At 40.2% G+C, this 21,990-nt stretch carries 21 protein-coding genes and 1 other RNA gene; 4 read left to right on the forward strand and 18 right to left on the reverse strand.

What is annotated here, in order from left to right:
- Positions 1-16 precede the first annotated feature (16 nt).
- Positions 17-769: a GntR family transcriptional regulator gene (locus tag RHO15_00420; GenBank protein WVD64013.1), complete on the reverse strand. Its 753-nt coding sequence runs from the start codon at positions 767-769 to the stop codon at positions 17-19.
- Between the two features lie 273 nt (positions 770-1,042).
- On the opposite strand from RHO15_00420, the gene rnpB reads away from it, so the two are divergent.
- An RNA gene (rnpB, locus tag RHO15_00425) (RNase P RNA component class A) lies at positions 1,043-1,416 on the forward strand.
- A gap of 64 nt (positions 1,417-1,480) precedes the next feature.
- Here rnpB and RHO15_00430 read toward each other — a convergent pair.
- From RHO15_00430 to RHO15_00455, 6 genes are all read right to left on the reverse strand, one after another.
- Positions 1,481-2,167, reverse strand: a complete 687-nt coding sequence (locus RHO15_00430) for a DedA family protein (protein ID WVD64014.1) — start codon at positions 2,165-2,167, stop codon at positions 1,481-1,483.
- A gap of 33 nt (positions 2,168-2,200) precedes the next feature.
- On the reverse strand, positions 2,201-3,661 hold the full coding sequence (tldD, locus tag RHO15_00435; GenBank protein WVD64015.1) for a metalloprotease TldD: 1,461 nt from the start codon (positions 3,659-3,661) through the stop codon (positions 2,201-2,203).
- 36 nt (positions 3,662-3,697) lie between these two features.
- Positions 3,698-5,167 (reverse strand): ribonuclease G, encoded by a 1,470-nt coding sequence (gene rng / locus RHO15_00440; protein ID WVD64016.1) that lies wholly within the window; start codon positions 5,165-5,167, stop codon positions 3,698-3,700.
- Positions 5,168-5,176: 9 nt separating this feature from the next.
- Positions 5,177-5,668: a rod shape-determining protein MreD gene (gene mreD / locus RHO15_00445; GenBank protein ID WVD64017.1), complete on the reverse strand. Its 492-nt coding sequence runs from the start codon at positions 5,666-5,668 to the stop codon at positions 5,177-5,179.
- Positions 5,661-6,563 carry a rod shape-determining protein MreC gene (gene mreC, locus RHO15_00450; protein ID WVD64018.1) on the reverse strand — a complete coding sequence of 301 codons (903 nt, stop codon included), beginning with the start codon at positions 6,561-6,563 and terminating at the stop codon, positions 5,661-5,663. Before mreC ends, mreD begins: the two co-directional genes overlap by 8 nt.
- Positions 6,564-6,634: 71 nt before the next feature.
- A complete protein-coding gene (locus RHO15_00455; GenBank protein ID WVD64019.1) occupies positions 6,635-7,678 on the reverse strand; it encodes a rod shape-determining protein in 1,044 nt (347 codons plus the stop codon).
- Between the two features lie 467 nt (positions 7,679-8,145).
- Here RHO15_00455 and accB point away from each other — a divergent pair, with 467 nt between their 5' ends.
- Both accB and accC read left to right on the forward strand, forming a co-directional pair.
- Entirely contained in the window at positions 8,146-8,598 is a 453-nt protein-coding gene (accB, locus tag RHO15_00460; GenBank protein WVD64020.1) for an acetyl-CoA carboxylase biotin carboxyl carrier protein, read from the forward strand.
- Between the two features lie 20 nt (positions 8,599-8,618).
- Positions 8,619-9,965 (forward strand): acetyl-CoA carboxylase biotin carboxylase subunit, encoded by a 1,347-nt coding sequence (gene accC / locus RHO15_00465; protein ID WVD64021.1) that lies wholly within the window; start codon positions 8,619-8,621, stop codon positions 9,963-9,965.
- A 171-nt stretch (positions 9,966-10,136) separates the two neighbouring features.
- Here the strand turns inward: accC and RHO15_00470 are convergent, their stop codons facing one another.
- Positions 10,137-11,498 carry a uracil-xanthine permease family protein gene (locus RHO15_00470; protein WVD64022.1) on the reverse strand — a complete coding sequence of 454 codons (1,362 nt, stop codon included), beginning with the start codon at positions 11,496-11,498 and terminating at the stop codon, positions 10,137-10,139.
- A 419-nt stretch (positions 11,499-11,917) separates the two neighbouring features.
- On the opposite strand from RHO15_00470, the gene aroL reads away from it, so the two are divergent.
- Positions 11,918-12,430 (forward strand): shikimate kinase AroL, encoded by a 513-nt coding sequence (gene aroL, locus RHO15_00475; protein WVD64023.1) that lies wholly within the window; start codon positions 11,918-11,920, stop codon positions 12,428-12,430.
- A gap of 44 nt (positions 12,431-12,474) precedes the next feature.
- On the opposite strand, the gene RHO15_00480 is transcribed toward aroL, so the two are convergent.
- The 10 genes from RHO15_00480 to glmM form a co-directional block, all read right to left on the reverse strand.
- The gene (locus tag RHO15_00480; GenBank protein ID WVD64024.1) at positions 12,475-13,509 is read right to left on the reverse strand and encodes an FUSC family protein; all 1,035 of its coding nucleotides are present in this window, start codon (positions 13,507-13,509) and stop codon (positions 12,475-12,477) included.
- A 146-nt stretch (positions 13,510-13,655) separates the two neighbouring features.
- Positions 13,656-14,081, reverse strand: coding sequence for a F0F1 ATP synthase subunit epsilon (locus RHO15_00485; GenBank protein WVD64025.1), 426 nt, complete (start codon positions 14,079-14,081; stop codon positions 13,656-13,658).
- 26 nt (positions 14,082-14,107) lie between these two features.
- Positions 14,108-15,490 (reverse strand): F0F1 ATP synthase subunit beta, encoded by a 1,383-nt coding sequence (gene atpD, locus RHO15_00490; GenBank protein WVD64026.1) that lies wholly within the window; start codon positions 15,488-15,490, stop codon positions 14,108-14,110.
- An 83-nt stretch (positions 15,491-15,573) separates the two neighbouring features.
- On the reverse strand, positions 15,574-16,443 hold the full coding sequence (gene atpG, locus RHO15_00495; protein WVD64027.1) for a F0F1 ATP synthase subunit gamma: 870 nt from the start codon (positions 16,441-16,443) through the stop codon (positions 15,574-15,576).
- A gap of 42 nt (positions 16,444-16,485) precedes the next feature.
- Entirely contained in the window at positions 16,486-18,030 is a 1,545-nt protein-coding gene (gene atpA / locus RHO15_00500; GenBank protein WVD64949.1) for a F0F1 ATP synthase subunit alpha, read from the reverse strand.
- 8 nt (positions 18,031-18,038) lie between these two features.
- A complete protein-coding gene (gene atpH / locus RHO15_00505) occupies positions 18,039-18,572 on the reverse strand; it encodes a F0F1 ATP synthase subunit delta (GenBank protein ID WVD64028.1) in 534 nt (177 codons plus the stop codon).
- 14 nt (positions 18,573-18,586) lie between these two features.
- Complete coding sequence (atpF, locus tag RHO15_00510) at positions 18,587-19,057, reverse strand: F0F1 ATP synthase subunit B (protein WVD64029.1); 471 nt, start codon at positions 19,055-19,057, stop codon at positions 18,587-18,589.
- A 73-nt stretch (positions 19,058-19,130) separates the two neighbouring features.
- Positions 19,131-19,367, reverse strand: coding sequence for a F0F1 ATP synthase subunit C (gene atpE / locus RHO15_00515; GenBank protein ID WVD64030.1), 237 nt, complete (start codon positions 19,365-19,367; stop codon positions 19,131-19,133).
- A 43-nt stretch (positions 19,368-19,410) separates the two neighbouring features.
- Positions 19,411-20,202, reverse strand: coding sequence for a F0F1 ATP synthase subunit A (atpB, locus tag RHO15_00520; GenBank protein ID WVD64031.1), 792 nt, complete (start codon positions 20,200-20,202; stop codon positions 19,411-19,413).
- Between the two features lie 360 nt (positions 20,203-20,562).
- Entirely contained in the window at positions 20,563-21,900 is a 1,338-nt protein-coding gene (gene glmM / locus RHO15_00525; GenBank protein ID WVD64032.1) for a phosphoglucosamine mutase, read from the reverse strand.
- Positions 21,901-21,990: the final 90 nt, after the last annotated feature.

Genomic DNA, 21,990 nt, shown 5'->3' on the forward strand with positions numbered 1-21,990 from the left:
TTGCCAACGTAAGCGGTTAACTCGCAAATTCATACTCATACAGATCACTAATTGTGATCGCGATTTTTACTTGTAGCACTTCATTAAATTGATTACGCGTAATCTCAGTCATTTTCAATACGGCAGAATCTTTAGCTACATTAAGAAAAATAGCACTCTCCATATCACAAGCGATAGCCTTTATTCGATAGTATTTTTGAGCTAAATGAAAACCACGTTCATTCCAGTATTCATGAAGTGCACCATCAAAAATCTCAGGATTAGATAAAAATTTGAGTGGCGCATAAATATATTCTAAGCTGATTGGTTGACCATTAGCTAAACGCAGTAACTTTAAATAGGCAATCTCGCTATTTTGTGGTTGCTCGATATATTTAGCGATTTCATCACTGGCTTTCATTCGCTGCCTTAATAACCACTCAATAGTGGTTACCTCATCCAGACTGGTCAACGAAGAGTTAAATCCTCGATAACGAAGGGGATTGTTCTGTTCAAATAAGATTCTCGTCCCTAATCCCTGCTTACGACTAATCAGTTTTTTATTTTCTAAAATAGATAAAGATTTACTGACCGTTACGCGAGAAATAGCCAAATTTTTCGCCAAGTCGCGTTCAACAGGTAAAAAATGATTAGGAAAAGACTTCGTTTTGATGGCTTTTTCTAAAAGAAAGGCTAACTGAATATAAAGAGGACAAGCGGTTTCTGCATGTAATTGTTGCTTCATCTCTTGAAAACTGATATTCCCTGTCATATTTGACGCTTTAATCATATGTACTATATCATCCTATAATAATTATGCTGGTAAATAATTGGTTTCATTTAATTAAAATTGTAATACTGTCTATAAGATATGCGATTCAGATTGACTTGGAAACTGTTTAATAGTGAAGAGATGGCCTCAAACCACGCTTTTTTTATCTGGTAAAGCTAATTTGAGATAATCTTTAATTTATTGATTTTATTGAAATAGATAGCTTGTTTTATCTACTTTGAAGAGAAATAATGATTGCTATTCTGTGGTAAGTAAGCTATCCTCTGCCACCAAATTAACCAGACAATCGCTGCTTTGTTTACAAAGGGGAGGAAAGTCCGGGCTCCATAGGGCAGAGTGCCAGGTAACGCCTGGGGAGTTTTGGCGAGAGCTAAAATTCACGACCAGTGCAACAGAGAGTAAACCGCCGATGGCATATTGATTTATCAATTTGTACAGGTAAGGGTGAAAGGGTGTGGTAAGAGCACACCGCACAACTGGTAACAGTTTGTGGCACGGTAAACTCCACTCGGAGCAAGGTCAAATAGGGATCCACTGGCGCGGCCCGCGTTGGATCCGGGTAGACTGCTTGAGCTGATGCGCGAGTATCAGCCTAGATGAATGATTGTCCACGACAGAACCCGGCTTATCGGTTAATTTCAAATAAGAATGGCTAGAATTATCTAGCCATTTTTTCTTTCTGCTTTAATGTTACAACAATCGTCATCTTTAATGTTTATCTTGTTTAGCAGCAGCTCTCTTCGTTATCGCCCAACGTCTCAAAACAACCCACAATGATGCAATCAGACCTAATACTAATAAGAAAACAGGAATTAACATAAATAGCGTCATAAACTGTTTCTCATAAGCTTTAAATAGCGGAGACAGACCAAATAAATACCCGGCGGTTGTGATCAGAAAAATCCACAAAGTGGCACTAAGCCAATTGAAAATATGAAAACGAATATTTTTTAAACCTGATAAACCCGCCAACATCGGTAACAGTGTACGAACAAAAGGAATAAAACGACCGATAAACAGTGCCGCTAAGCCGTATTTATGAAAAAGTACCTCAGCGCGTTGATGATATTTAGTCGGTAAGTGCCCCATCCAATTTTGTACCATTTTGGTTTTTCCTAGCCATCGACCTTGAATATAGCCGAGCCATGTACCACAAGCCCCACCGGCAATCAACACCACATTGATTAAACCAAAATGAAATATATCTAAACTAATTAAAATACCGGTAATAAATAACAAGCTATCGCCGGGTAAGAAGGCTGCGGGTAATACACCATTCTCAAGAAAAAGAATGACAAATAACATACTATAAAGGATCCAAAGCACCGAGGGATCGGATAACGTAGTGTAATCGAGTGATTTGAATGCTTCATATAACGATAAAATTGTATCCATTATGATCTATATCTCAACTGACTAGAATAAAAATTATTTGGCACTCAAGGTACCGCCAACCGTAAGGCTATCAACTTTGACTGTTGGTTGTCCGACCCCAACAGGTACACTTTGTCCATCTTTACCACAAACGCCAACACCTTTATCGAAAGCGAGATTATTACCCACCATGGAAATACCTTGCATTGCTTCAATCCCTGAGCCAATTAAGGTTGCACCTTTGACTGGTTGCGTAATCTTTCCTTTTTCAATCAAATAAGCTTCTGATGTTGAAAATACAAACTTACCCGAGGTAATATCAACCTGACCACCCGAAAAATTAGGGGCATAAATACCGTAATCAACACTACTCACAATATCATCAAAAGTGGATTCACCCGCCAGCATATAGGTATTGGTCATACGCGGGATTGGCAGCGATGAATAACTTTCACGTCGGCCATTACCAGTAGAGCAGGTGCCAAATAATTTAGCATTAAGCTTATCAAACATATAGTTCTTCAAAACGCCATTTTCAATGAGCGTAGTTGATTGACTTGGTACGCCTTCATCGTCAACAGAGATAGAGCCACGCAAACCTTGTAAAGTTCCATCATCTATAATCGTACATAAAGGTGATGTCACCTGCTGGCCAATTTTACCACTAAAGACAGAGGAACCTTTGCGATTAAAGTCGCCCTCTAATCCATGTCCGACCGCTTCATGTAATAGTACTGCTGGCCAACCAGCACCTAATACGACTGGCATACTACCGGCTGGTGCCGGCATTGCAAACAAATTGGTTAATGCTAAATGTACCGCATTACGTGTATAAGTTTCGTATAACGACTCACCGGTCAATGGATTTTTTTCAGTAAATGTTTGGTATTTAAAACGACCGCCACCGCCACAACTACCGCTTTCTCGCTGGTTATCATGCTCAACAAGAACGGTCACCGATAAACGAACTAACGGTCTAATATCCGTGGCTAAAGTACCATCTGTTGCCGCAATTAAGACCTCTTCGTAATCACCAGTTAAACTAGCTCGCACATCCTTAACGCGAGAATCTAATGAACGGGCTAAAGTATCTACTGCATGCAATAAAGTAATTTTATCCTGCTGTGCGTAAAGTGATAAAGGGTTGATCGCCGGATATATAGATGAATATTGCACCGCATTAAGGGGCGGCGCAATACAGATGCCATCGGCATCAGAAATGCTTCTTGCGGCAACAGCACACTCAATCAACCGATTTAAATCAAGTTGACCACTATAAGCAAATCCGGTTTTCTCTTCCAGAATAGCTCGAATACCAACGCCCTGCTCATTATGATAGGCAGCATTTTTGATCATGCCATCTTCTAGTGACCAGAATTCATTATAGGTTGACTGGAAATAGATATCGCCGTAATCAATACGGCGTTGATATATCGTATCAAGTAAATTACCCAAATCCTCAGTACGTATATTATTAGCAGCTAATAAGTGTTCAGATACTTTCGCAAACGTCATATATGCTCTTTTGTTAAATAGTAATCATACTGATGACTACATTAAAACCACATCAAATTGTTCCTGAATATAAAGCGGCTCAACTTTTACCACAACCCGTTTACCAACAAAGACTTCAACTTCAGCTAACGCATGAGACTCATGTGTGGATAGGGTATTTGCAACAGCGGTTGACGCATAAACTAAAAAGTATTCCGAATGATGCGCTTTGTGGACGCGAACAATTTCACGCAAAATTTCAAAACAGACCGTTTCAACAGATTTAACCCGGCCTCGACCTTTACAACTAGGACACTCTTCACACAAGATATGCTCAAGACTCTCTCTTGTTCGTTTGCGTGTCATCTCGACTAAACCAAGTGTCGAAAAGTGGTTAATCGTCGTTTTTGCTCTATCTTTTTGTAACGCCTCATTTAATGACTGTAATACGCGTTCTCGATGCAATTCTTCTTGCATATCGATAAAGTCAATAATAATAATGCCGCCTAAATTTCGCAGACGTAGCTGCCTTGCAATTGCAATCGTTGCTTCAATATTCGTGTTAAAGATCGTCTCTTCTAAGTTACGATGTCCAACAAACGCACCGGTATTGATATCAATGGTTGTCATCGCTTCTGTTTGATCAATAATTAAATAGCCGCCTGATTTTAATTTTACTTTTCGCTCAAGCGCACGCTGCACCTCATTTTCAGTATCATACAGATCAAAAATAGGCAGACTACCCCGATAAAGTTCTAACTTATTGGCGACTTCAGGCATAAATTCAGCAATAAATTCGTTAAGCAAATCATAGGTTAAGCGAGAATCAACTAATATACGATCAATCGGCGCACCAACAAAATCGCGCAGCACTCGTTGTGCTAAAGCCAGTTCACCATAAATTAGACATTTACTACCAGGTCGGGCAACACGTTCCTGAATTTTACGCCATAATCGTTTTAATAAGATGGCATCTTGCTCTAGTTCTTGTGAATTAGCACATTCAGCTGCGGTTCGGACAATAAAGCCACCCAGCTCATCACAATAGCTATCAACAATAGATTTCAGACGCTCACGCTCCTGCTCACTATCAATCCGTTGTGAAGTCCCAACATGAGAAGCGCCCGGCATAAAAACAAGATAGCGAGATGGTAAAGTAATATCGGTTGTGAGTCTTGCGCCTTTTGTGCCAATGGGATCTTTAACAACTTGCACCATGATATCTTGGCCTTGACGAACCAACTCAGAAATATCTTTAACCTGAAACTGCTTCTGTTCAGCATCCGCCACACATTCCGTATGTGGCATGATATCCGAGGCATGCAAAAACGCAGCTTTATCTAATCCAATATCGACAAAAGCTGCTTGCATCCCTGGCAAAATTCGAATAATTTTACCTTTATAAATATTACCCACAATACCACGTTTAGATTCGCGATCGACGTGTATCTCTTTTAATATACCATCTTCAATATAAGCTACACGAGTTTCCGATGGGGTCACATTCATTAATAGTTCTATTGACATAGTACTCTCTTAACTAATCCAAAAACGTTTTCTGATCATTCTCATAAATAAAAAGTTTAACGGCCACAATACACCATTCACAATGCAAGAAACCAGTGATATCGGCGAAATCATAATCGAATGATTAATCAGAATTTCAATAATAAAAAGACAGAATTCATAACAAATCGATAATAAAATAATCACAATTAACTGCTGCCATAACGCTAAATTTCGAATCAACTGAAAATTAAATAGCGATAAGTAAGCCACAACCGAGAACGCAAAAGTGTGTATGCCTAATACTGAGCCAGATAAAAGATCAAGAATAAGACCGATAATAAAGGCCGTACCAATACCAAAACGGTGTGGCAAAGCAATATGCCAATAGACTAAGATTAATAACAACCAATTAGGCTCAATACCATAAATAGAGGAGGTCCATGGCATGAGTTGTAATAATATGCCAATTAATAGTAACAGCCAAACAAGCCATCGATTATGGGCCGGTCGATTATTCATTTGTCTTTATCTCTGTGGTGGTATCAGCGTGCGCGTCATGTTGGACTTGCATCTGGTTATCCGATGAAGGTAATCGGTCTTTAGTCCAAAGTAATAAAAGGTAACGTAAACGTTTTAAATCTGCTGTAGGTGTTGCCTGAACAACTAAGTTAGCGCTATGGGGGTCGACATTAACAGAAGCAACCTTCGCAACAGGATATCCCTCAGGAAAACGGCCATCTAAACCAGAAGAGACTAACTCATCGCCAACTTTGATATCGACATTATTGGGAAGAAAATCTAAGATTAAATTATTACTACAACCATTCCCCACAGCAACCATTGACATATCATTACGCAATATTTTAACTGGAATGGCGTGTTGATAGTCACAAATTAAAATCGCTCTACTAGTAGTTTCGGAAGTTGAAAAAACCTGTCCAACAATACCTTGTTCATCCAGTACCGGCTGTCCCGTATAAACACCATTTTTATCACCTTTGTTTAACACAATTTGATAAGAATAGGGATTGCTGTTAGCGAGTAGAACTTGCGCAACCATCTTGTACTCATCACGACGCAGCGGTGAAACGAGTAATTTACGTAATTCATCATTTTCACGTTTAAGTTGCTCAAGAAGCTGTAAATCGCTGTTTTTGGTTCGCAGCGTATTACGTAAGGTGATATTCTCATCAATCAATGATACCCGCGTCTTAGACATTTCACGCATAGCATCAAATGCGGCCAGTGGACTATTTGACACATAGTACAAAGGACTCACAGCCGTATCGAGATAATAACGAACATAACGGAAAGAGTGATAGTGAAGATCTAGCACCATCAAGGCAATAGAGATAAATAATGCAAGAAATAGCTGAACACCAGGTGGTGCTCCTTTAGAAAAAAGGAGTTTCATTTTTCAAGCCACCTAATTATATGCAATAATAAACAGTGGCTGAAAAAATGATGGCATGTGCATTCAGACTTTTAATCTTCACTAAACAAATCACCGCCGTGCATATCTATCATTTCGAGTGCTTTACCACCACCACGCGCCACACAGGTTAACGGATCATCAGCAATCACAACATGGATACCGGTTTCAACCGCCAATAATTTATCTAAATTACGTAATAAGGCACCACCACCAGTAAGCACCATGCCATGTTCAGAAATATCAGAGGCCAATTCTGGCGGACATTGCTCTAAAGCAACTTTCACAGCACTCACAATACCACTTAATGGTTCTTGCAATGCTTCCAAAATCTCATTTGAATTTAAAGTGAAGCTTCTTGGTACACCTTCAGCTAAATTGCGACCGCGCACTTCAATCTCTAATACTTCATCACCAGGATAAGCGGAACCAATCGCATGTTTGATACGTTCAGCGGTTGCTTCACCGATTAATGCGCCGTAATTACGACGAACATAGTTAATAATAGCTTCATCAAAACGATCACCACCAATACGCGCAGAGGCTGAATAGACTACACCGTTAAGAGAGATAACAGCTACTTCTGTTGTACCACCACCAATATCGACCACCATTGACCCACTTGGCTCTGAAACCGGTAAATCAGCACCAATAGCTGCTGCCATCGGTTCTTCAATCAGATAAACCTCTCTGGCTCCCGCGCCCAATGCTGATTCACGAATAGCGCGTCGTTCAACCTGCGTTGCCCCAACAGGCACACAGACTAATACGCGTGGACTTGGTCTTAAAAAACTGTGACTATGAACTTGACGAATAAAATACTGTAACATTTTTTCAGTAACGGAAAAATCGGCTATCACACCATCTTTCATTGGACGAATCGCGGCAATATTACCCGGCGTTCGACCTAACATCTGCTTTGCAGCTTGACCCACAGCGGCAACACTTTTAGGCGTTCCAGAACGATCTTGTCTAATCGCAACAACTGAAGGTTCATTTAATACAATTCCCTGACCTTTTACATAAATAAGCGTATTCGCAGTACCCAGGTCGATAGATAAATCGTTTGAGAATAGACCTCGAATTTTTTTTAACATAATGAAATTATTTCCTGAAACTTTAAATGTGTATGATATTTTATTATAAAGGCAATATATAAATATAAGTTGTTAATCTGAATATTGCTATCACTTAATCTAAAAAGATTGCAATATTGTATATCAATTCTCCATATACGCCTAGTTCTAGGCTGAAAAAATTGCAACCAATTTTTCGATGAAAAGGAAGCTTTTTTCTATCCAGATAAAGAGATATTTTTTTTGAAAAAAATCACGAATTAAACATCTAGTCAGTGACAAAATTATTTTATCAGTGTATCCTTGCCGGTTATTTACTAAATATTTATTAAAATAGACCTAATTTAGCGTAACTTACTAGCTAAATTAATCGAATTGAGTTTCTTTCGAGGTGAAAACCAGCATTAATTTCGGTTATCTCTCAAGAAAGAGAAAAAACTAAAAATTTAAGATTTTATTGTCCTTAAACAAAACATACGGTGTTATTCATGGATATTCGTAAGATAAAAAAATTAATAGAGTTAGTCGAGGAATCAGGAATCTCTGAGTTAGAGATTTCAGAAGGTGAAGAGTCAGTACGAATTAGTCGTAATATCAATGTGGTACCCGCACCAACATTCCCTGTACAAACAATTAATGTTGCACAACCAGCTCAAGCAGCGACTTCACTACCAGAAGTAGAAACGGCTGCTAGCTGTGCCATGACCGGTCATGCAGTAAAATCGCCAATGGTTGGATCTTTCTATCGTACACCTAGCCCAGATTCAAAACCTTTTGTTGAAGTTGGTCAGACTGTTGCTGTGGGTGATGTACTTTGCATCGTTGAAGCGATGAAAATGATGAATCAAATCGAATCAGATAAATCGGGTGTCGTGAAAGCAATTTTGGTTGAAAATGGTCAACCAGTTGAATTTGATCAAACACTATTCATCATTGAATAAGTAAACCAACGAGGTTTAACATGCTTGATAAAATTGTTATTGCCAATCGGGGCGAAATTGCTTTACGTATTCTTCGTGCCTGTAAAGAACTTGGCATCAAAACTGTTGCAGTACACTCAGTTGCAGATAAAGATCTGAAACATGTGTTACTTGCTGATGAAACGGTCTGTATTGGTCCGGCTCCATCAGCTAAAAGTTATCTTAATATTCCCGCACTCATCTCTGCTGCAGAAATTACTGGCGCATCAGCGATTCATCCAGGTTACGGATTCCTCTCAGAAAATGCTGATTTTGCTGAACAAGTTGAGCGTTCAGGATTTATTTTCATTGGTCCAAAAGCAGAAACCATTCGTTTAATGGGTGATAAAGTTTCAGCGATTGAAGCCATGAAAAAAGCCGGTGTTCCTTGTGTGCCAGGTTCGGATGGATCATTAGGTAATGATATCAATAAAAACAAAGAGATTGCTTTAAAAATTGGTTATCCGGTTATTATCAAAGCTTCTGGCGGTGGTGGTGGTCGTGGTATGCGTATCGTACGTCAGGAAAAAGATCTCGAGCAAGCGATCAAAACCACAAAATTAGAGGCTAAAACAGCATTCAATAATGATATGGTTTATATGGAGAAATTCCTGGAAAACCCTCGTCATATTGAAATCCAAGTTTTAGCTGATGGCCAAGGTAACGCTATCTATCTGGGTGAACGTGACTGTTCAATGCAGCGCCGTCATCAAAAAGTCGTTGAAGAGGCACCTGCAGTTGGTATTACCGCTAAAATGCGTAAATTCATTGGTGAACGCTGCGCGAACGCTTGTGTGGAAATCGGTTATCGCGGCGCAGGGACATTCGAGTTCTTATTTGAGAATAATGAATTTTATTTCATTGAAATGAATACCCGTATTCAAGTTGAACATCCGGTTACTGAAATGATTACCGGTATCGACTTAATTAAAGAACAAATTCGTATCGCCTCTGGTATGCCTCTCTCGATTAAACAGAGTGATATTCATATTACCGGACATGCAATTGAATGCCGAATTAATGCCGAAGATGCTAAAACATTTATGCCATCGCCAGGTAAAATAACGCGCTTTCATGCGCCTGGTGGTTTTGGTATTCGCTGGGAGTCACATATTTACGCGGGTTATACTGTACCGCCGCATTATGATTCAATGATAGGTAAATTGATTGCCTACGGTGAAAGTCGTGATATTGCTATTGCAAGAATGAAAAATGCCTTAGCTGAATTAGTGATTGATGGTATCAAAACAAATATTGATCTACATATTGAAATCATGAACGATACCAACTTTAATAAAGGTGGCACTAACATTCACTATTTAGAGAAAAAGCTCGGTATTTACGAATAAGATTTTAATTCTGCAAATATCGGCAAAGCCTGAGATAAAAAAACCCATCGCTATTTTATAACGATGGGTTTTTTATCTCATCAAATCCATAATCATTCATCAGAATCTGTCAAATATTCAAAAACACGATTGAGCCGTCTTAAACGGCTAATCGCGTTATTGACTTAAAGTCTAGGCTGATTTTTTATCTTTCTCGAGTGGAAAAATAAAGTTTAAGATTATCGCCGTAAGGCCTCCTGCTGCAATCCCAGACGAAAATAGGGACTTAGTCCATTCCGGCATAAAATTGAAAATTTGTGGCTGCTGAGAAACGCCAAGCCCAATGCCTAAGGATAAAGCAATAATCATCATCGCTCGACGATTCAGCGCTTCACGAGAGACAATGCGAACACCAGAGGCAGCAATCGTACCAAACATCACCAAGGTCGCACCGCCTAAAACAGGCTCTGGAATATGCTGTACAAATCCGCTTACGGCAGGAAATAGTCCCAATAAAATCAACATACCGGCCACAAAATAACCCACATATCGACTTGCTACGCCGGTTAACTGTATCACACCATTATTTTGACCAAAACAAGAGTTAGGAAACGTGTTAAATACAGCCGAAACAAAGGAGTTAAAGCCATTTGCCAAGACACCGCCTTTTAATCGCTTAATATAGATCGGTCCTGCAACTGGCTGTTCGGAAACATCTGAGGTTGCCGTAATATCACCAATAGTTTCAAGTGAAGTAATCAGAAAAACAAGCACTAAGGGTAGCAACAAGCCCCAGTCAATTTTTAGCCCATAATAGAGCGGCTGCGGAATCATAAACCAACCTGAATCGACTGGTGTCGCCTCCGGTAACAGATTGAGCATCCAAGCTAAACCATAACCAATTGCCATGGCGATGACTAATGAAGAGACACGCAAATAAGGGTTTTTCTGTATATTAAGCACAATAATAACGACTAACACCGTACCGGCTAACAAGAGATTCATCGGTTGACCAAATGTACCAGCTTGCATAGCAGAAAAACCGCCCCCCACCGAGGTTAAACCGACCTGAATCAGCGATAAACCAATGATCATCACCACAATACCTGAAACAAGTGGGGTAATAATCCGCTGCGCCAGGTGTAAAATACGCGATAGAATCATTTCAGTGAATGAACCCAGCATTAACGTACCAAACAGCGTCGCCATCATCGTTTGAACATCAAATCCACCATTTTTTAATGTCAGTCCGCCAGCAATCAAAGGGGCAACAAAGTTGAAACTAGTGCCTTGAATAGAGAGCAGTCCAGAACCAATCGGTCCCCAAGTTTTAATCTGCAGCAAAGAGGCGACACCAGAGGCAAACAGGGACATACTGATAATGTGCTGGGTATCCACCTGAGGCAATGCTAATGCCTGGCAAATCAGTAATGCTGGTGTTATCACCGCAACAAACATGGCTAATAGATGTTGTAAAGCAGCAAAAATCGTTTGTGGTAAAGGCGGTCTATCTTCTAAACCATAAATCAATTCAGCGTTGATATGATGAGTCATAATATTCAATAAAAGAGTGGAAAGGTGGCGCGCATTATAGGCAATAACCGATAAAAATTCAAAAGTAATTGGCAAACAACATTTTTTTGAAGCGTGGAGCCAACACCTATACTCCGTTTTTTTTATTAATCAGTCGCTATTCTCTCAGGCCAGCCATATTCAAAGTATATGTAATCATACAATAATATTTTTCACTCAGCAGTGGTAGTAAACTTATGTTTACACTTGATTACGAAAAAATATAATATAAATCAATAAATTAAATAAAAATGATAATGACCATTATTTCATGTAAAAAAAATATTGCATTTCACGATAAAAGTGCATACGATACGGCTAATCACACGGTTTTATTATTCTCTGCATAAAATAAAATTTACTATCAAAAAAAAGAAGATTGAGTTTTCAAGGATATCAAGATGAGTAATACCATATTTTTAGTCGGTGCTCGTGCTGCGGGTAAAACAACAATGGGAAAATTGTTAGCCAATCAGCTCAACTACTCTTTTGTTGATACAGATATTTATTTGCTTGAAACCACACAAAAAACAGTCGCTGAAATTGTTGAAAAAGAGGGCTGGGAAGGCTTTAGAGCAAGAGAAAGTCAGGTGCTCCGTGCAGTAGTAGAACCTAAGCGTGTCATTGCAACAGGCGGTGGTATGGTGCTTGCCGATAGTAATCGTGATTTTATGAAATCACAAGGTACTGTATTTTATCTATCAGCCCCAGCAAGAGTACTTGCCGAGCGCCTTGCTGCAGATCCTAATGTGGCACAGCGCCCTTCGCTAACCGGTCTATCGATTATCGATGAAATGGAAAAAGTATTACTAGATCGACAACCGCTCTATCATGATGCAGCTCACCATATTCTCGATGCGGCAATCAAACAAGACGAGGTCTTACAACAAATGTTACAAGCATTACAAAAATAGTCGCGGCTAAAGTGAGAGACCAAACCAGGGCCAAAGGCCCTTTTTTATTGACTTCTTTTCCCTTTTGCCGACAAAAGACGTAAATATAGCGATCTTAATGTCATTGTCACTAACGCTGAAATGCCCCCAATCAATGTTGCCAGAATACGATCCAACGCTAATTGAGTTTCTGGTACACCAGAAATCGAAAACATTAACACAACAGATAGTGTCATAAATGTGGTTAAAACAGCATATGCATGATTAAACAGCGCGTAACATAGATATAAAGATAAGATAATCTCAATCACGATAATCACATTTGAAGAGGTTGCTATTGATAAAGCGGTGGCCAGTACGATACCTAAAAAGGTCCCCAATAATCGCTGGCTGGTTCTAAGCAACGTATTTTTAAAATCCGGTTTTAAAATCACCAGAACCGTAATTGCAGCCCAATAGTTATAAGGGATATAAAAAATATGGGTCAATCCAAAACAGAGTAATATAGCCAATGCCCCATAGATACTCGCGGCATTAAAGCGAATTTTTTTATCAAAATCATGATGAATTCGTAACATCATACAACGTATATCGTGTAATTTAATCGTATTGCGCTCAAAATTAGTTTTTTGTAGTAGTAGCATAATGCACACAGCTTGAAATAGTCCGCCAAGCAGTATCAGTGAAGCGCGCTGCGTTGCCACTGAAAAACTATCAGCATAATAACCCGCAACAAAAAAGCCAATCGCCCACTGCACAATAATCCACCAAGCGCTTGCGTCCACCAGACCAACTAATGAGCATAAAGCGCCCATCAGCATACCAACAATCACTAAAGCCAAATAATAGTGGCCGAGCACTGAGCCCAAAAATGTCGTTATCGACATCCCGATAATGGCAATAAACATCGGCGCAAAAGGGAGATCAACCAACTTTTTGTTCGCCCCATAGCCAACCGTCACGGCTCCACTTGCTGCAATACTGGTCGGTAAAAGGCCCAAGTAATTAAGTCCAATAATATAGATAAGGATAATCCCCGGTAGACAGTAGAGCGCCATGATCAGATCTGTTTTGGTGCTTTCTTTCAAATGAAAAGACATATATGCTGATGATTTAAATAAGAATAGTAATAGGTATCATACCATAAATCAGATTATCTTCAGAAAAGAACTCATGGGATATTTAAGAATTGAGCTGATAAAAAAAGCAGCCAACGCTGCTTTTTAAATATAGGTAAAAATGTAAACTATCGAGATATCCTACGCGTCAACTCTATAACTCGCAATTTCGCAAGTGCTTTAGAGAGCTCGGCTGAAGCCTGAGCAAAATTGATATCATCCGTTGGATTATTAATGCGCGCCTCGGCCATACGAACAGACTCTTTTGCTCTCGCCTCATCAAGATCTTCACCTCGAATTGCCGTATCAGCAAGAATCGTTACATAAGTTGGCTGCACCTCTAAAATTCCACCAGAAAGATAGATAAACTCTTCATCGCCATTATCTTTAACCAGACCAACCATACCCGGTTTGATCATCGTTAATAGCGGCGTATGACCAGGATAGATACCCAGTTCACCTTCAATACCCGTGACTCTTATTCGCTGAACAGCACCTGAAAACAGGTGAGATTCAGCACTAACAACTTCAAGTTGATAGGAGGTTAGTGCCATAATACTCTCTCCGTTGCGTTATTCAACTAGATTGATTTCGCTTTCTCAATCACTTCGTCAATAGAACCAACCATATAGAAAGCTTGTTCCGGTAAATGATCGTAGTCACCATTCATAATACCGTTAAATCCAGAAATGGTATCTTTCAATGATACATATTTACCTGGACTACCAGTAAAGACTTCTGCCACAAAGAATGGTTGTGATAGGAAACGTTGAATCTTACGCGCACGCGCAACAACTAACTTATCATCTTCAGACAGCTCATCCATACCTAAGATCGCAATAATATCTTTGAGTTCTTGATAACGTTGAAGAATTGATTGAACACCACGCGCACAATCATAATGCTCCTGACCAACCACTAATGGATCTAGCTGACGGCTAGTTGAATCGAGAGGATCAACCGCTGGATAGATCCCTAAAGAGGCAATTTGACGGCTCAAAACAACGGTTGCATCTAAGTGAGCAAACGTCGTTGCTGGCGATGGATCGGTCAAGTCATCCGCAGGAACATAAACTGCCTGAATAGAGGTGATCGAACCTGTTTTAGTTGAAGTAATTCGTTCTTGAAGCACGCCCATCTCTTCAGCCAATGTCGGTTGATAACCTACCGCAGATGGCATACGACCTAACAGCGCTGAAACTTCGGTACCGGCTAAGGTATAACGATAAATATTATCGATGAACAATAATACATCACGACCTTCATCACGGAACTTCTCAGCCATTGTTAATCCTGTTAATGCAACGCGTAAACGGTTTCCTGGTGGCTCATTCATTTGGCCATAAACCAACGATACTTTATCGAGAACGTTCGAGTCTTTCATTTCATGATAGAAGTCATTACCTTCACGCGTACGTTCACCTACACCAGTAAATACTGAATAACCAGAGTGCTCGATCGCAATATTACGGATAAGTTCCATCATGTTAACGGTTTTACCTACACCGGCACCACCAAAGAGACCGACCTTACCCCCTTTGGCAAATGGACAGATCAAATCAATGACTTTGATACCCGTTTCAAGCAATTCAGTTGAACTCGATAAGTCTTCATAATTTGGTGCTTCACGGTGAATGCCCCAACGCTCTTCTTCGCCGATCGGACCTGCGTTATCTACCGGATTGCCTAAGACGTCCATAATACGACCTAGCGTTGCAGTACCCACCGGCACTTCAATCGCGTGTCCGGTATTGGTCACGTTCAGATTGCGTTTTAAGCCATCGGTTGTACCCATTGCGATACAACGCACAACACCACCACCAAGTTGCTGCTGCACTTCTAATACTAATTTGTTGGCACCGGTTTCTACTTCTACAGCATCATATACTTTAGGAACAGAATCCTGAGGGAACTCGACATCGACCACTGCGCCGATAATCTGGATAATTTTTCCAGTAGCCATTTTTTATCCTCTACTATAGTGACCTTAAATGCAGCGTTAAAAACAATGATTTATGTTCAAAACGCCGCCTTAATTTATATTTTTTAACCCGAAACTGCCGAAGCACCCGCGACAATGTCAATAAGCTCATTAGTAATCGCTCCCTGACGCGCTTTATTATAGACAATCTGTAAATCCTTAATCAGATTTGCACCATTGTCGGTTGCCGCTTTCATGGCAACCATACGCGCAGCTTGCTCACTCGCTAAATTTTCAACCACAGCTTGATAAACTTGTGATTCAATATAACGACGCAACATAATATCCAATAATGCTTTTGCATCAGGCTCGTAGATATAATCCCAAGACTTCGTTTTTAGTTCCTCATCCTCTGCCGGAGGTAGTGGTATTAATTGCTGAATTTGCGGCTCTTGAGACATGGTATTGATAAACTTATTGTTCACAATGAAAAGACGATCAATCTTCCCTTGGTCATAAGCTTTCAACATTGTCTTCACAGGACCGATCAAATCAGAGACGGTTGGATGGTCACCCATACCAGTAACTTGCGTTACCACATTACCGCCAATAGAATTGAAGAAAGAGACGCCTCTGGAACCAATTACAGCGAGTTCAGCATCAACATTCTGATCTTTCCAGCGTTTCATATCAGCAATTATAGCTTTAAATAAATTAATATTTAAACCGCCACATAAGCCACGGTCAGTGGAGATAACTAAATAGCCCACTCTCTTCACATCACGCTCTTCAAGATACGGATGCTTAAAATCAAGGTGAGCTAATGCAAGATGTCCGATCACCTGACGAATTGTCTCAGCATACGGACGACTTGCGCTCATTCTATCTTGCGTTTTACGCATTTTAGAAGTCGCGACCATCTCCATTGCTTTGGTGATTTTCTGTGTACTTTGTACACTGGCAATCTTGCTTCGTATCTCTTTAGCATTAGCCATTGCTGCTTACTCCTTAAAATAAGCTGTTCAATGAAAACCAAACTACCATGATTGAGTCGCTTTGAAAGTATCTAAAATCGCTTTCAGCTGATTTTCAATCTGATCGTTATAATCGCCTTTCTCATTGATCTGCTTTAAAAACTCAGCATGTTCACGATGTGCATACTCAATTAACGCAGCTTCAAAAGGGAGTACTTTAGTCAGGTCAATATCTTCTAAATAACCGCGTTCTACTGCGTATAAAACCAAAGATTGATCTGAAACAGACATCGGTAAATATTGTTTCTGTTTTAATAATTCCGTCACTTTCTCACCGTGAGATAGCTGTTTACGCGTTGCTTCATCAAGATCTGATGCAAACTGAGAGAACGCCGCTAATTCACGATATTGTGCTAAAGCTGTACGAATACCACCAGACAATTTTTTCATAATCTTGGTTTGTGCCGCACCACCAACACGAGAAACAGAGATACCTGGGTTTACTGCAGGTCTGATACCTGAGTTAAATAAATTAGACTCAAGGAAAATCTGTCCATCGGTAATCGAGATAACGTTAGTTGGTACGAATGCAGAGACGTCACCGGCTTGCGTTTCAATAATCGGTAATGCCGTTAATGAACCGGTTTTACCTTTTACTTCACCTTTAGTAAAGGCTTCGACATATTCAACATTGACACGTGCAGCACGCTCTAATAAACGAGAATGTAGATAGAACACATCACCCGGATAAGCTTCACGTCCAGGTGGACGACGAAGTAACAGTGAAATTTGACGGTAAGCAACCGCTTGTTTAGAAAGATCATCATAAATGATTAATGCATCTTCACCACGATCACGGAAATATTCGCCCATCGCACAACCCGCATATGGCGCTAAATATTGCAATGCTGCTGATTCGGATGCAGAAGCCACCACCACAATAGTATTTTCTAACGCACTGTGCTCTTCTAATTTACGTACAACGTTAGCAATCGTTGAGGCTTTCTGACCAATCGCCACATAAATACATTTAATCCCTGAATCACGCTGATTAATAATCGCATCAATTGCCAGCGCTGTTTTACCGGTTTGACGGTCACCGATGATAAGCTCACGCTGACCACGGCCGATTGGAATCATTGAGTCAACCGCTTTATACCCCGTTTGCACTGGTTGATCAACCGATTGACGTTCAATAACGCCCGGCGCAACAACCTCAACCGGAGAGAAGCCATCGTTAACGATCGCGCCTTTACCATCAATTGGCGCGCCAAGTGTATTGACAACACGACCCAATAGACCGCGTCCAACAGGGACTTCAAGGACGCGACCCGTACATTTTACTTTTTCGCCTTCAGACAAATCAGCATACGGCCCCATTACAACCGCACCGACAGAGTCACGCTCTAAGTTTAAAGCGATGGCAAAGCGATTTCCTGGTAACGCAATCATTTCGCCTTGCATTACATCCGTTAAGCCATGAATACGTAGAATTCCATCACTGACGGAAATAATTGTACCTTCGTTGTGAGCCTCACTCACAACCTTGAACTGAGCAATACGCTCTTTAATTAGTTCACTTATTTCAGTTGAATTTAGCTGCATTATCAGTCCCCTTAAGACTGTAAGACGTCAGTTAATCGCTCTAAACGCCCCTTGATACTACTATCAATAACCATATCACCCGCACGAACGATAAAACCAGAAATAATCGATTTATCAATTGTACACTTAAGTTTCACTTTTCGTGATAAACGTTGTTCGACTGCTGCGGCTATTTTCTCTTTTTGTGCTTCGGTTAATTCAGTCGCCGATACAACCACAACGTCAGCAATAGCCTCTTTTTGTGCACAAAAACCGACAAACAGCTCAAGTACTTGCGGAAGTATACCTAAACGTCCATTTTCAGCCATAATCTTAATAAAATTTTGACCATACTGATCCAGGACATCGCCACAAACCGAAATGAAAAGTTGAGCGATAGCTTCAGATTTCATGTCAGCGGTCAGTAAATTAGACACGTCTTGATTACGACTCACTTGCGCGGCGAACGTTAACATCTGCTGCCAACGCTCAATATCATTTTGTTCTATAGCAAAATCGAACGCAGCCTTAGCATAGGGCCGTGCAACGGTAACGAATTCAGACATCAGCCCCGTCCTCCCTATAACTCAGCGACTAATTTATCGATAATGTCGCGATTAGCGGCCTCATCAACAGAACGTTCAATAATTCGTTCAGCACCCGCAATTGCTAGTATTGCAACTTTTTGGCGTAACTCTTCAGTCGTACGTTTACGCTCAGCTTCAAGTTCTGCAAGCCCTTGTGAAACGATTTTTTCTCTTTCTCGAATCGCTTCTTGTTTAGCTTCATCAAGAATGGCGGCTTTTCGCTTGTTTGCTTGCTCAACGATAACAGATGCCTCGGCTTTAGCCTCTTGCATTATGTCTGAAGTATTGGCTTTCGCTAACTCCAAATCTTTTTTGGCTGATTCAGCAGAAGCAAGGCTATCGGCAATTTCTTTCTGGCGTTTTTCAATCGCACCGATAATTGGCGGCCAAACAAACTTCATACAGAACCAAACAAACAGAATAAATGCGATCGCTTGGCCGAGGATTGTTGCATTCATATTCATGTGACAATTCCTCTTAAATTAATGTTTATATACCAGTGCAAAATTCTGCATTGACTATAACAATCCACACGAACTAAGCTGCAACAGCAAACGTGATATACAGTGCAATACCCACACAAATCATCGGAATCGCATCAACTAGGCCCATAACGATAAAGAATTGCGTACGTAACATAGGCATTAATTCAGGCTGGCGTGCAGAACCTTCTAAGAATTTACCGCCGAGTAAACCGATACCAATTGCCGCACCGATTGCAGCTAAACCCATCATAATTGCTGCAGCCACATACAACATACTTACATTATCCATCTTATACTCCAATAAATATTGATATTAAAAAACTTAAAGATAATTAATGATCTTCATCCGTTGCTGATGCCATCGATAAATAAACGATAGTTAACACCATAAAAATGAAGGCCTGTAACGTAATAATTAAAATATGGAAAATTGCCCACGGCAATGAAAGCACCCATTGAGACCACCAAGGTAATAAACCCGCGATCAAAATAAAGATTAATTCACCCGCATACATATTTCCAAACAGACGCAAACCTAAAGACAATGGTTTTGCTATTAAAGTCACGAGTTCTAAAACCAAGTTAATTGGAATAAAGATCCAGTGATTAAAAGGATGTAATGTATATTCCTTAATAAAACCGATACCACCTTTAAATTTAAAGGTGTAGATAATAATCAGGAAGAAGACACCAATTGCCATCGACATCGTTACACTTACGTCAGCAGATGGAACGACTCGTAGATGAGACACACCCATTTGTTGTGCAGCATAAGGTAAGAAATCAACAGGAATAAGATCCATTAGATTCATCAGAAATACCCAAACAAAAATCGTCAGCGCTAAAGGTGCAATTAAGCGACTTTTACCACTAAAAATTTCGCGGACATTACTATCAACAAAACTAATCACTAACTCAACAAAACATTGAAGCTTTCCAGGAACACCGCTTGTCGCTTTTTTGGCAACAAAGCCAAAAATACACAAAAACACAATCCCTAATAGGACAGAAAAGAATAATGAGTCGATATTTAACGACCAAAATCCATCACCGACCTGGAGATTCTGTAAATGGTGTTTGATGTACGCTTGGGTTGTTAAACCCTCTGGAGAAGAGACTGACATAATACCTCTTACCCTTAATCAAAAATAAAAAAAACCACTCATACAACGGTATGAGCAATCACTTTAATAATGTGTGTCTATTATTTGTAACCGTTTGCCCGATAATAGTCAATATCAGAATACCAAAATAACACAATAAATCACATTGCCATTAAACCTAATTCTGATAGAGGCCTGATTCTCAAAGTAAAAGATCAATTGTTTTTAATCAAACAGTTAATAAAAAACAGATAATCAAGTTTAACATATAATTAACAAATAAATGACACTTAATATACTAAAAGTAAATCAATCAATAACTACAACTGGTTGCTTTTCACTCACGCTAAATCAAGGTGAAAAATAACCAGTGCTGGATTATCAGTCGATATTTTTTATCACCGCGACGAGTTGTTCAGCAAATGCCTGCACCTCATCGATATTTTCACCTTCAACCATAACCCGAATTAAAGGCTCTGTACCTGATTTACGCAGTAATACCCGGCCTCGCCCGGCTAAGGCTTGTTCAATGTCAGCTGTCACTTGTTTGACTGCTGGATGCTCAAGCGGATCAGCCGTATGATTAAAACGGAGATTAATCAGAGTTTGTGGAAATAATTTCATACCACTGCACAGATCCACCAAAGACATGTTATTTCGAATCATGGCACAGAGGATCTGTAATCCAGCAATAATGCCATCTCCAGTTGTCGTTTTATCTAACAATAATACATGTCCGGAATTTTCAGCGCCTAATTTCCACTCTTTCTCAACAAGCATTTCAAGCACATAGCGATCGCCGACTTTCGCGCGACCGAACGGAATACCTAATTGCTTTAAGGCGACTTCAAGCCCCATATTGCTCATTAAAGTCCCCACCACACCACCTTTAAGCTGTCCTTGTCGTAATGCTTCTCGGGCAATAATATAGATAATTTGGTCACCATCGACTTTATTCCCCAGATGATCGATCATAATAATACGATCTCCATCGCCATCCAGTGCAAAACCAATATCGGCTGACTCGGCAAGTACACGCGCTTTTAAGGCATCCGTTTCTGTTGCTCCACAATCTTTATTGATATTCATACCATCGGGTTCGCAGCCAATTTTAATGACGTTTGCGCCAAGCTCACGTAGTACCTTTGGCGCGATGTGATAAGTTGCCCCATTCGCGCAATCAACGACAATCTTCAAACCAGCAAGACTCAAGTCATGATCAAAGGTCCCTTTACAAAACTCAATATAGCGTCCTGCAGCATCCGTAATACGACTAGCGCGACCTAATTTATCAGATGTCACACATTCCAGCGATTTGTCTAATTCTGCTTCAATCGCCAGTTCAATCTCATCAGGTAATTTCTTTCCTTCAGTTGAGAAAAATTTAATCCCGTTATCATAAAACGGATTGTGTGATGCAGAGATCACAATGCCAGCATCAGCGCGGAAAGTTCGCGTCAAATAAGCAATTGCCGGCGTCGGCATAGGACCTGTAAATGCAGCAGCTACGCCAGCTGAGGCCAGTCCAGCCTCTAGAGCAGATTCGAGCATGTAACCTGAAATTCGGGTATCTTTACCTATCAGCACGCGACCAACGCCCTCTTTCGCCAGAACACGACCTGCCGCCCACCCTAGCTTAAGGACAAAATCAGGGGTAATAGGATAATCACCAACACGTCCCCGAATCCCATCAGTCCCAAAATATTTTTGTTTGGACATTTATACATGCTCCTTATTGTTATAACCGACTTAACTTACTGATTGATTCACTAAAATATAGTGGTATTCTACTTTAATCACACGATATTA

This window comes from Orbaceae bacterium lpD01 (genome assembly GCA_036251705.1).
GTDB lineage: Bacteria > Pseudomonadota > Gammaproteobacteria > Enterobacterales > Orbaceae > Utexia > Utexia brackfieldae.

Bases quoted from the DNA above. Each gene is read 5' to 3' on its own strand.
- RHO15_00485 (WVD64025.1), bottom strand. From the start codon at position 14,081: ATGGCACTAACCTCCTATCAACTTGAAGTTGTTAGTGCTGAATCTCAC.
- atpB (WVD64031.1), bottom strand. From the start codon at position 20,202: ATGTCAGTCTCTTCTCCAGAGGGTTTAACAACCCAAGCGTACATCAAA.
- accC (WVD64021.1), top strand. From the start codon at position 8,619: ATGCTTGATAAAATTGTTATTGCCAATCGGGGCGAAATTGCTTTACGT.
- atpE (WVD64030.1), bottom strand. From the start codon at position 19,367: ATGGATAATGTAAGTATGTTGTATGTGGCTGCAGCAATTATGATGGGT.
- mreD (WVD64017.1), bottom strand. From the start codon at position 5,668: ATGAATAATCGACCGGCCCATAATCGATGGCTTGTTTGGCTGTTACTA.
- accB (WVD64020.1), top strand. From the start codon at position 8,146: ATGGATATTCGTAAGATAAAAAAATTAATAGAGTTAGTCGAGGAATCA.
- atpD (WVD64026.1), bottom strand. From the start codon at position 15,490: ATGGCTACTGGAAAAATTATCCAGATTATCGGCGCAGTGGTCGATGTC.
- atpG (WVD64027.1), bottom strand. From the start codon at position 16,443: ATGGCTAATGCTAAAGAGATACGAAGCAAGATTGCCAGTGTACAAAGT.
- mreC (WVD64018.1), bottom strand. From the start codon at position 6,563: ATGAAACTCCTTTTTTCTAAAGGAGCACCACCTGGTGTTCAGCTATTT.
- RHO15_00480 (WVD64024.1), bottom strand. From the start codon at position 13,509: ATGTCTTTTCATTTGAAAGAAAGCACCAAAACAGATCTGATCATGGCG.
- rng (WVD64016.1), bottom strand. From the start codon at position 5,167: ATGTCAATAGAACTATTAATGAATGTGACCCCATCGGAAACTCGTGTA.
- tldD (WVD64015.1), bottom strand. From the start codon at position 3,661: ATGACGTTTGCGAAAGTATCTGAACACTTATTAGCTGCTAATAATATA.
- RHO15_00420 (WVD64013.1), bottom strand. From the start codon at position 769: ATGATTAAAGCGTCAAATATGACAGGGAATATCAGTTTTCAAGAGATG.
- RHO15_00470 (WVD64022.1), bottom strand. From the start codon at position 11,498: ATGACTCATCATATCAACGCTGAATTGATTTATGGTTTAGAAGATAGA.
- aroL (WVD64023.1), top strand. From the start codon at position 11,918: ATGAGTAATACCATATTTTTAGTCGGTGCTCGTGCTGCGGGTAAAACA.
- atpH (WVD64028.1), bottom strand. From the start codon at position 18,572: ATGTCTGAATTCGTTACCGTTGCACGGCCCTATGCTAAGGCTGCGTTC.
- glmM (WVD64032.1), bottom strand. From the start codon at position 21,900: ATGTCCAAACAAAAATATTTTGGGACTGATGGGATTCGGGGACGTGTT.
- RHO15_00455 (WVD64019.1), bottom strand. From the start codon at position 7,678: ATGTTAAAAAAAATTCGAGGTCTATTCTCAAACGATTTATCTATCGAC.
- atpF (WVD64029.1), bottom strand. From the start codon at position 19,057: ATGAATATGAATGCAACAATCCTCGGCCAAGCGATCGCATTTATTCTG.
- RHO15_00430 (WVD64014.1), bottom strand. From the start codon at position 2,167: ATGGATACAATTTTATCGTTATATGAAGCATTCAAATCACTCGATTAC.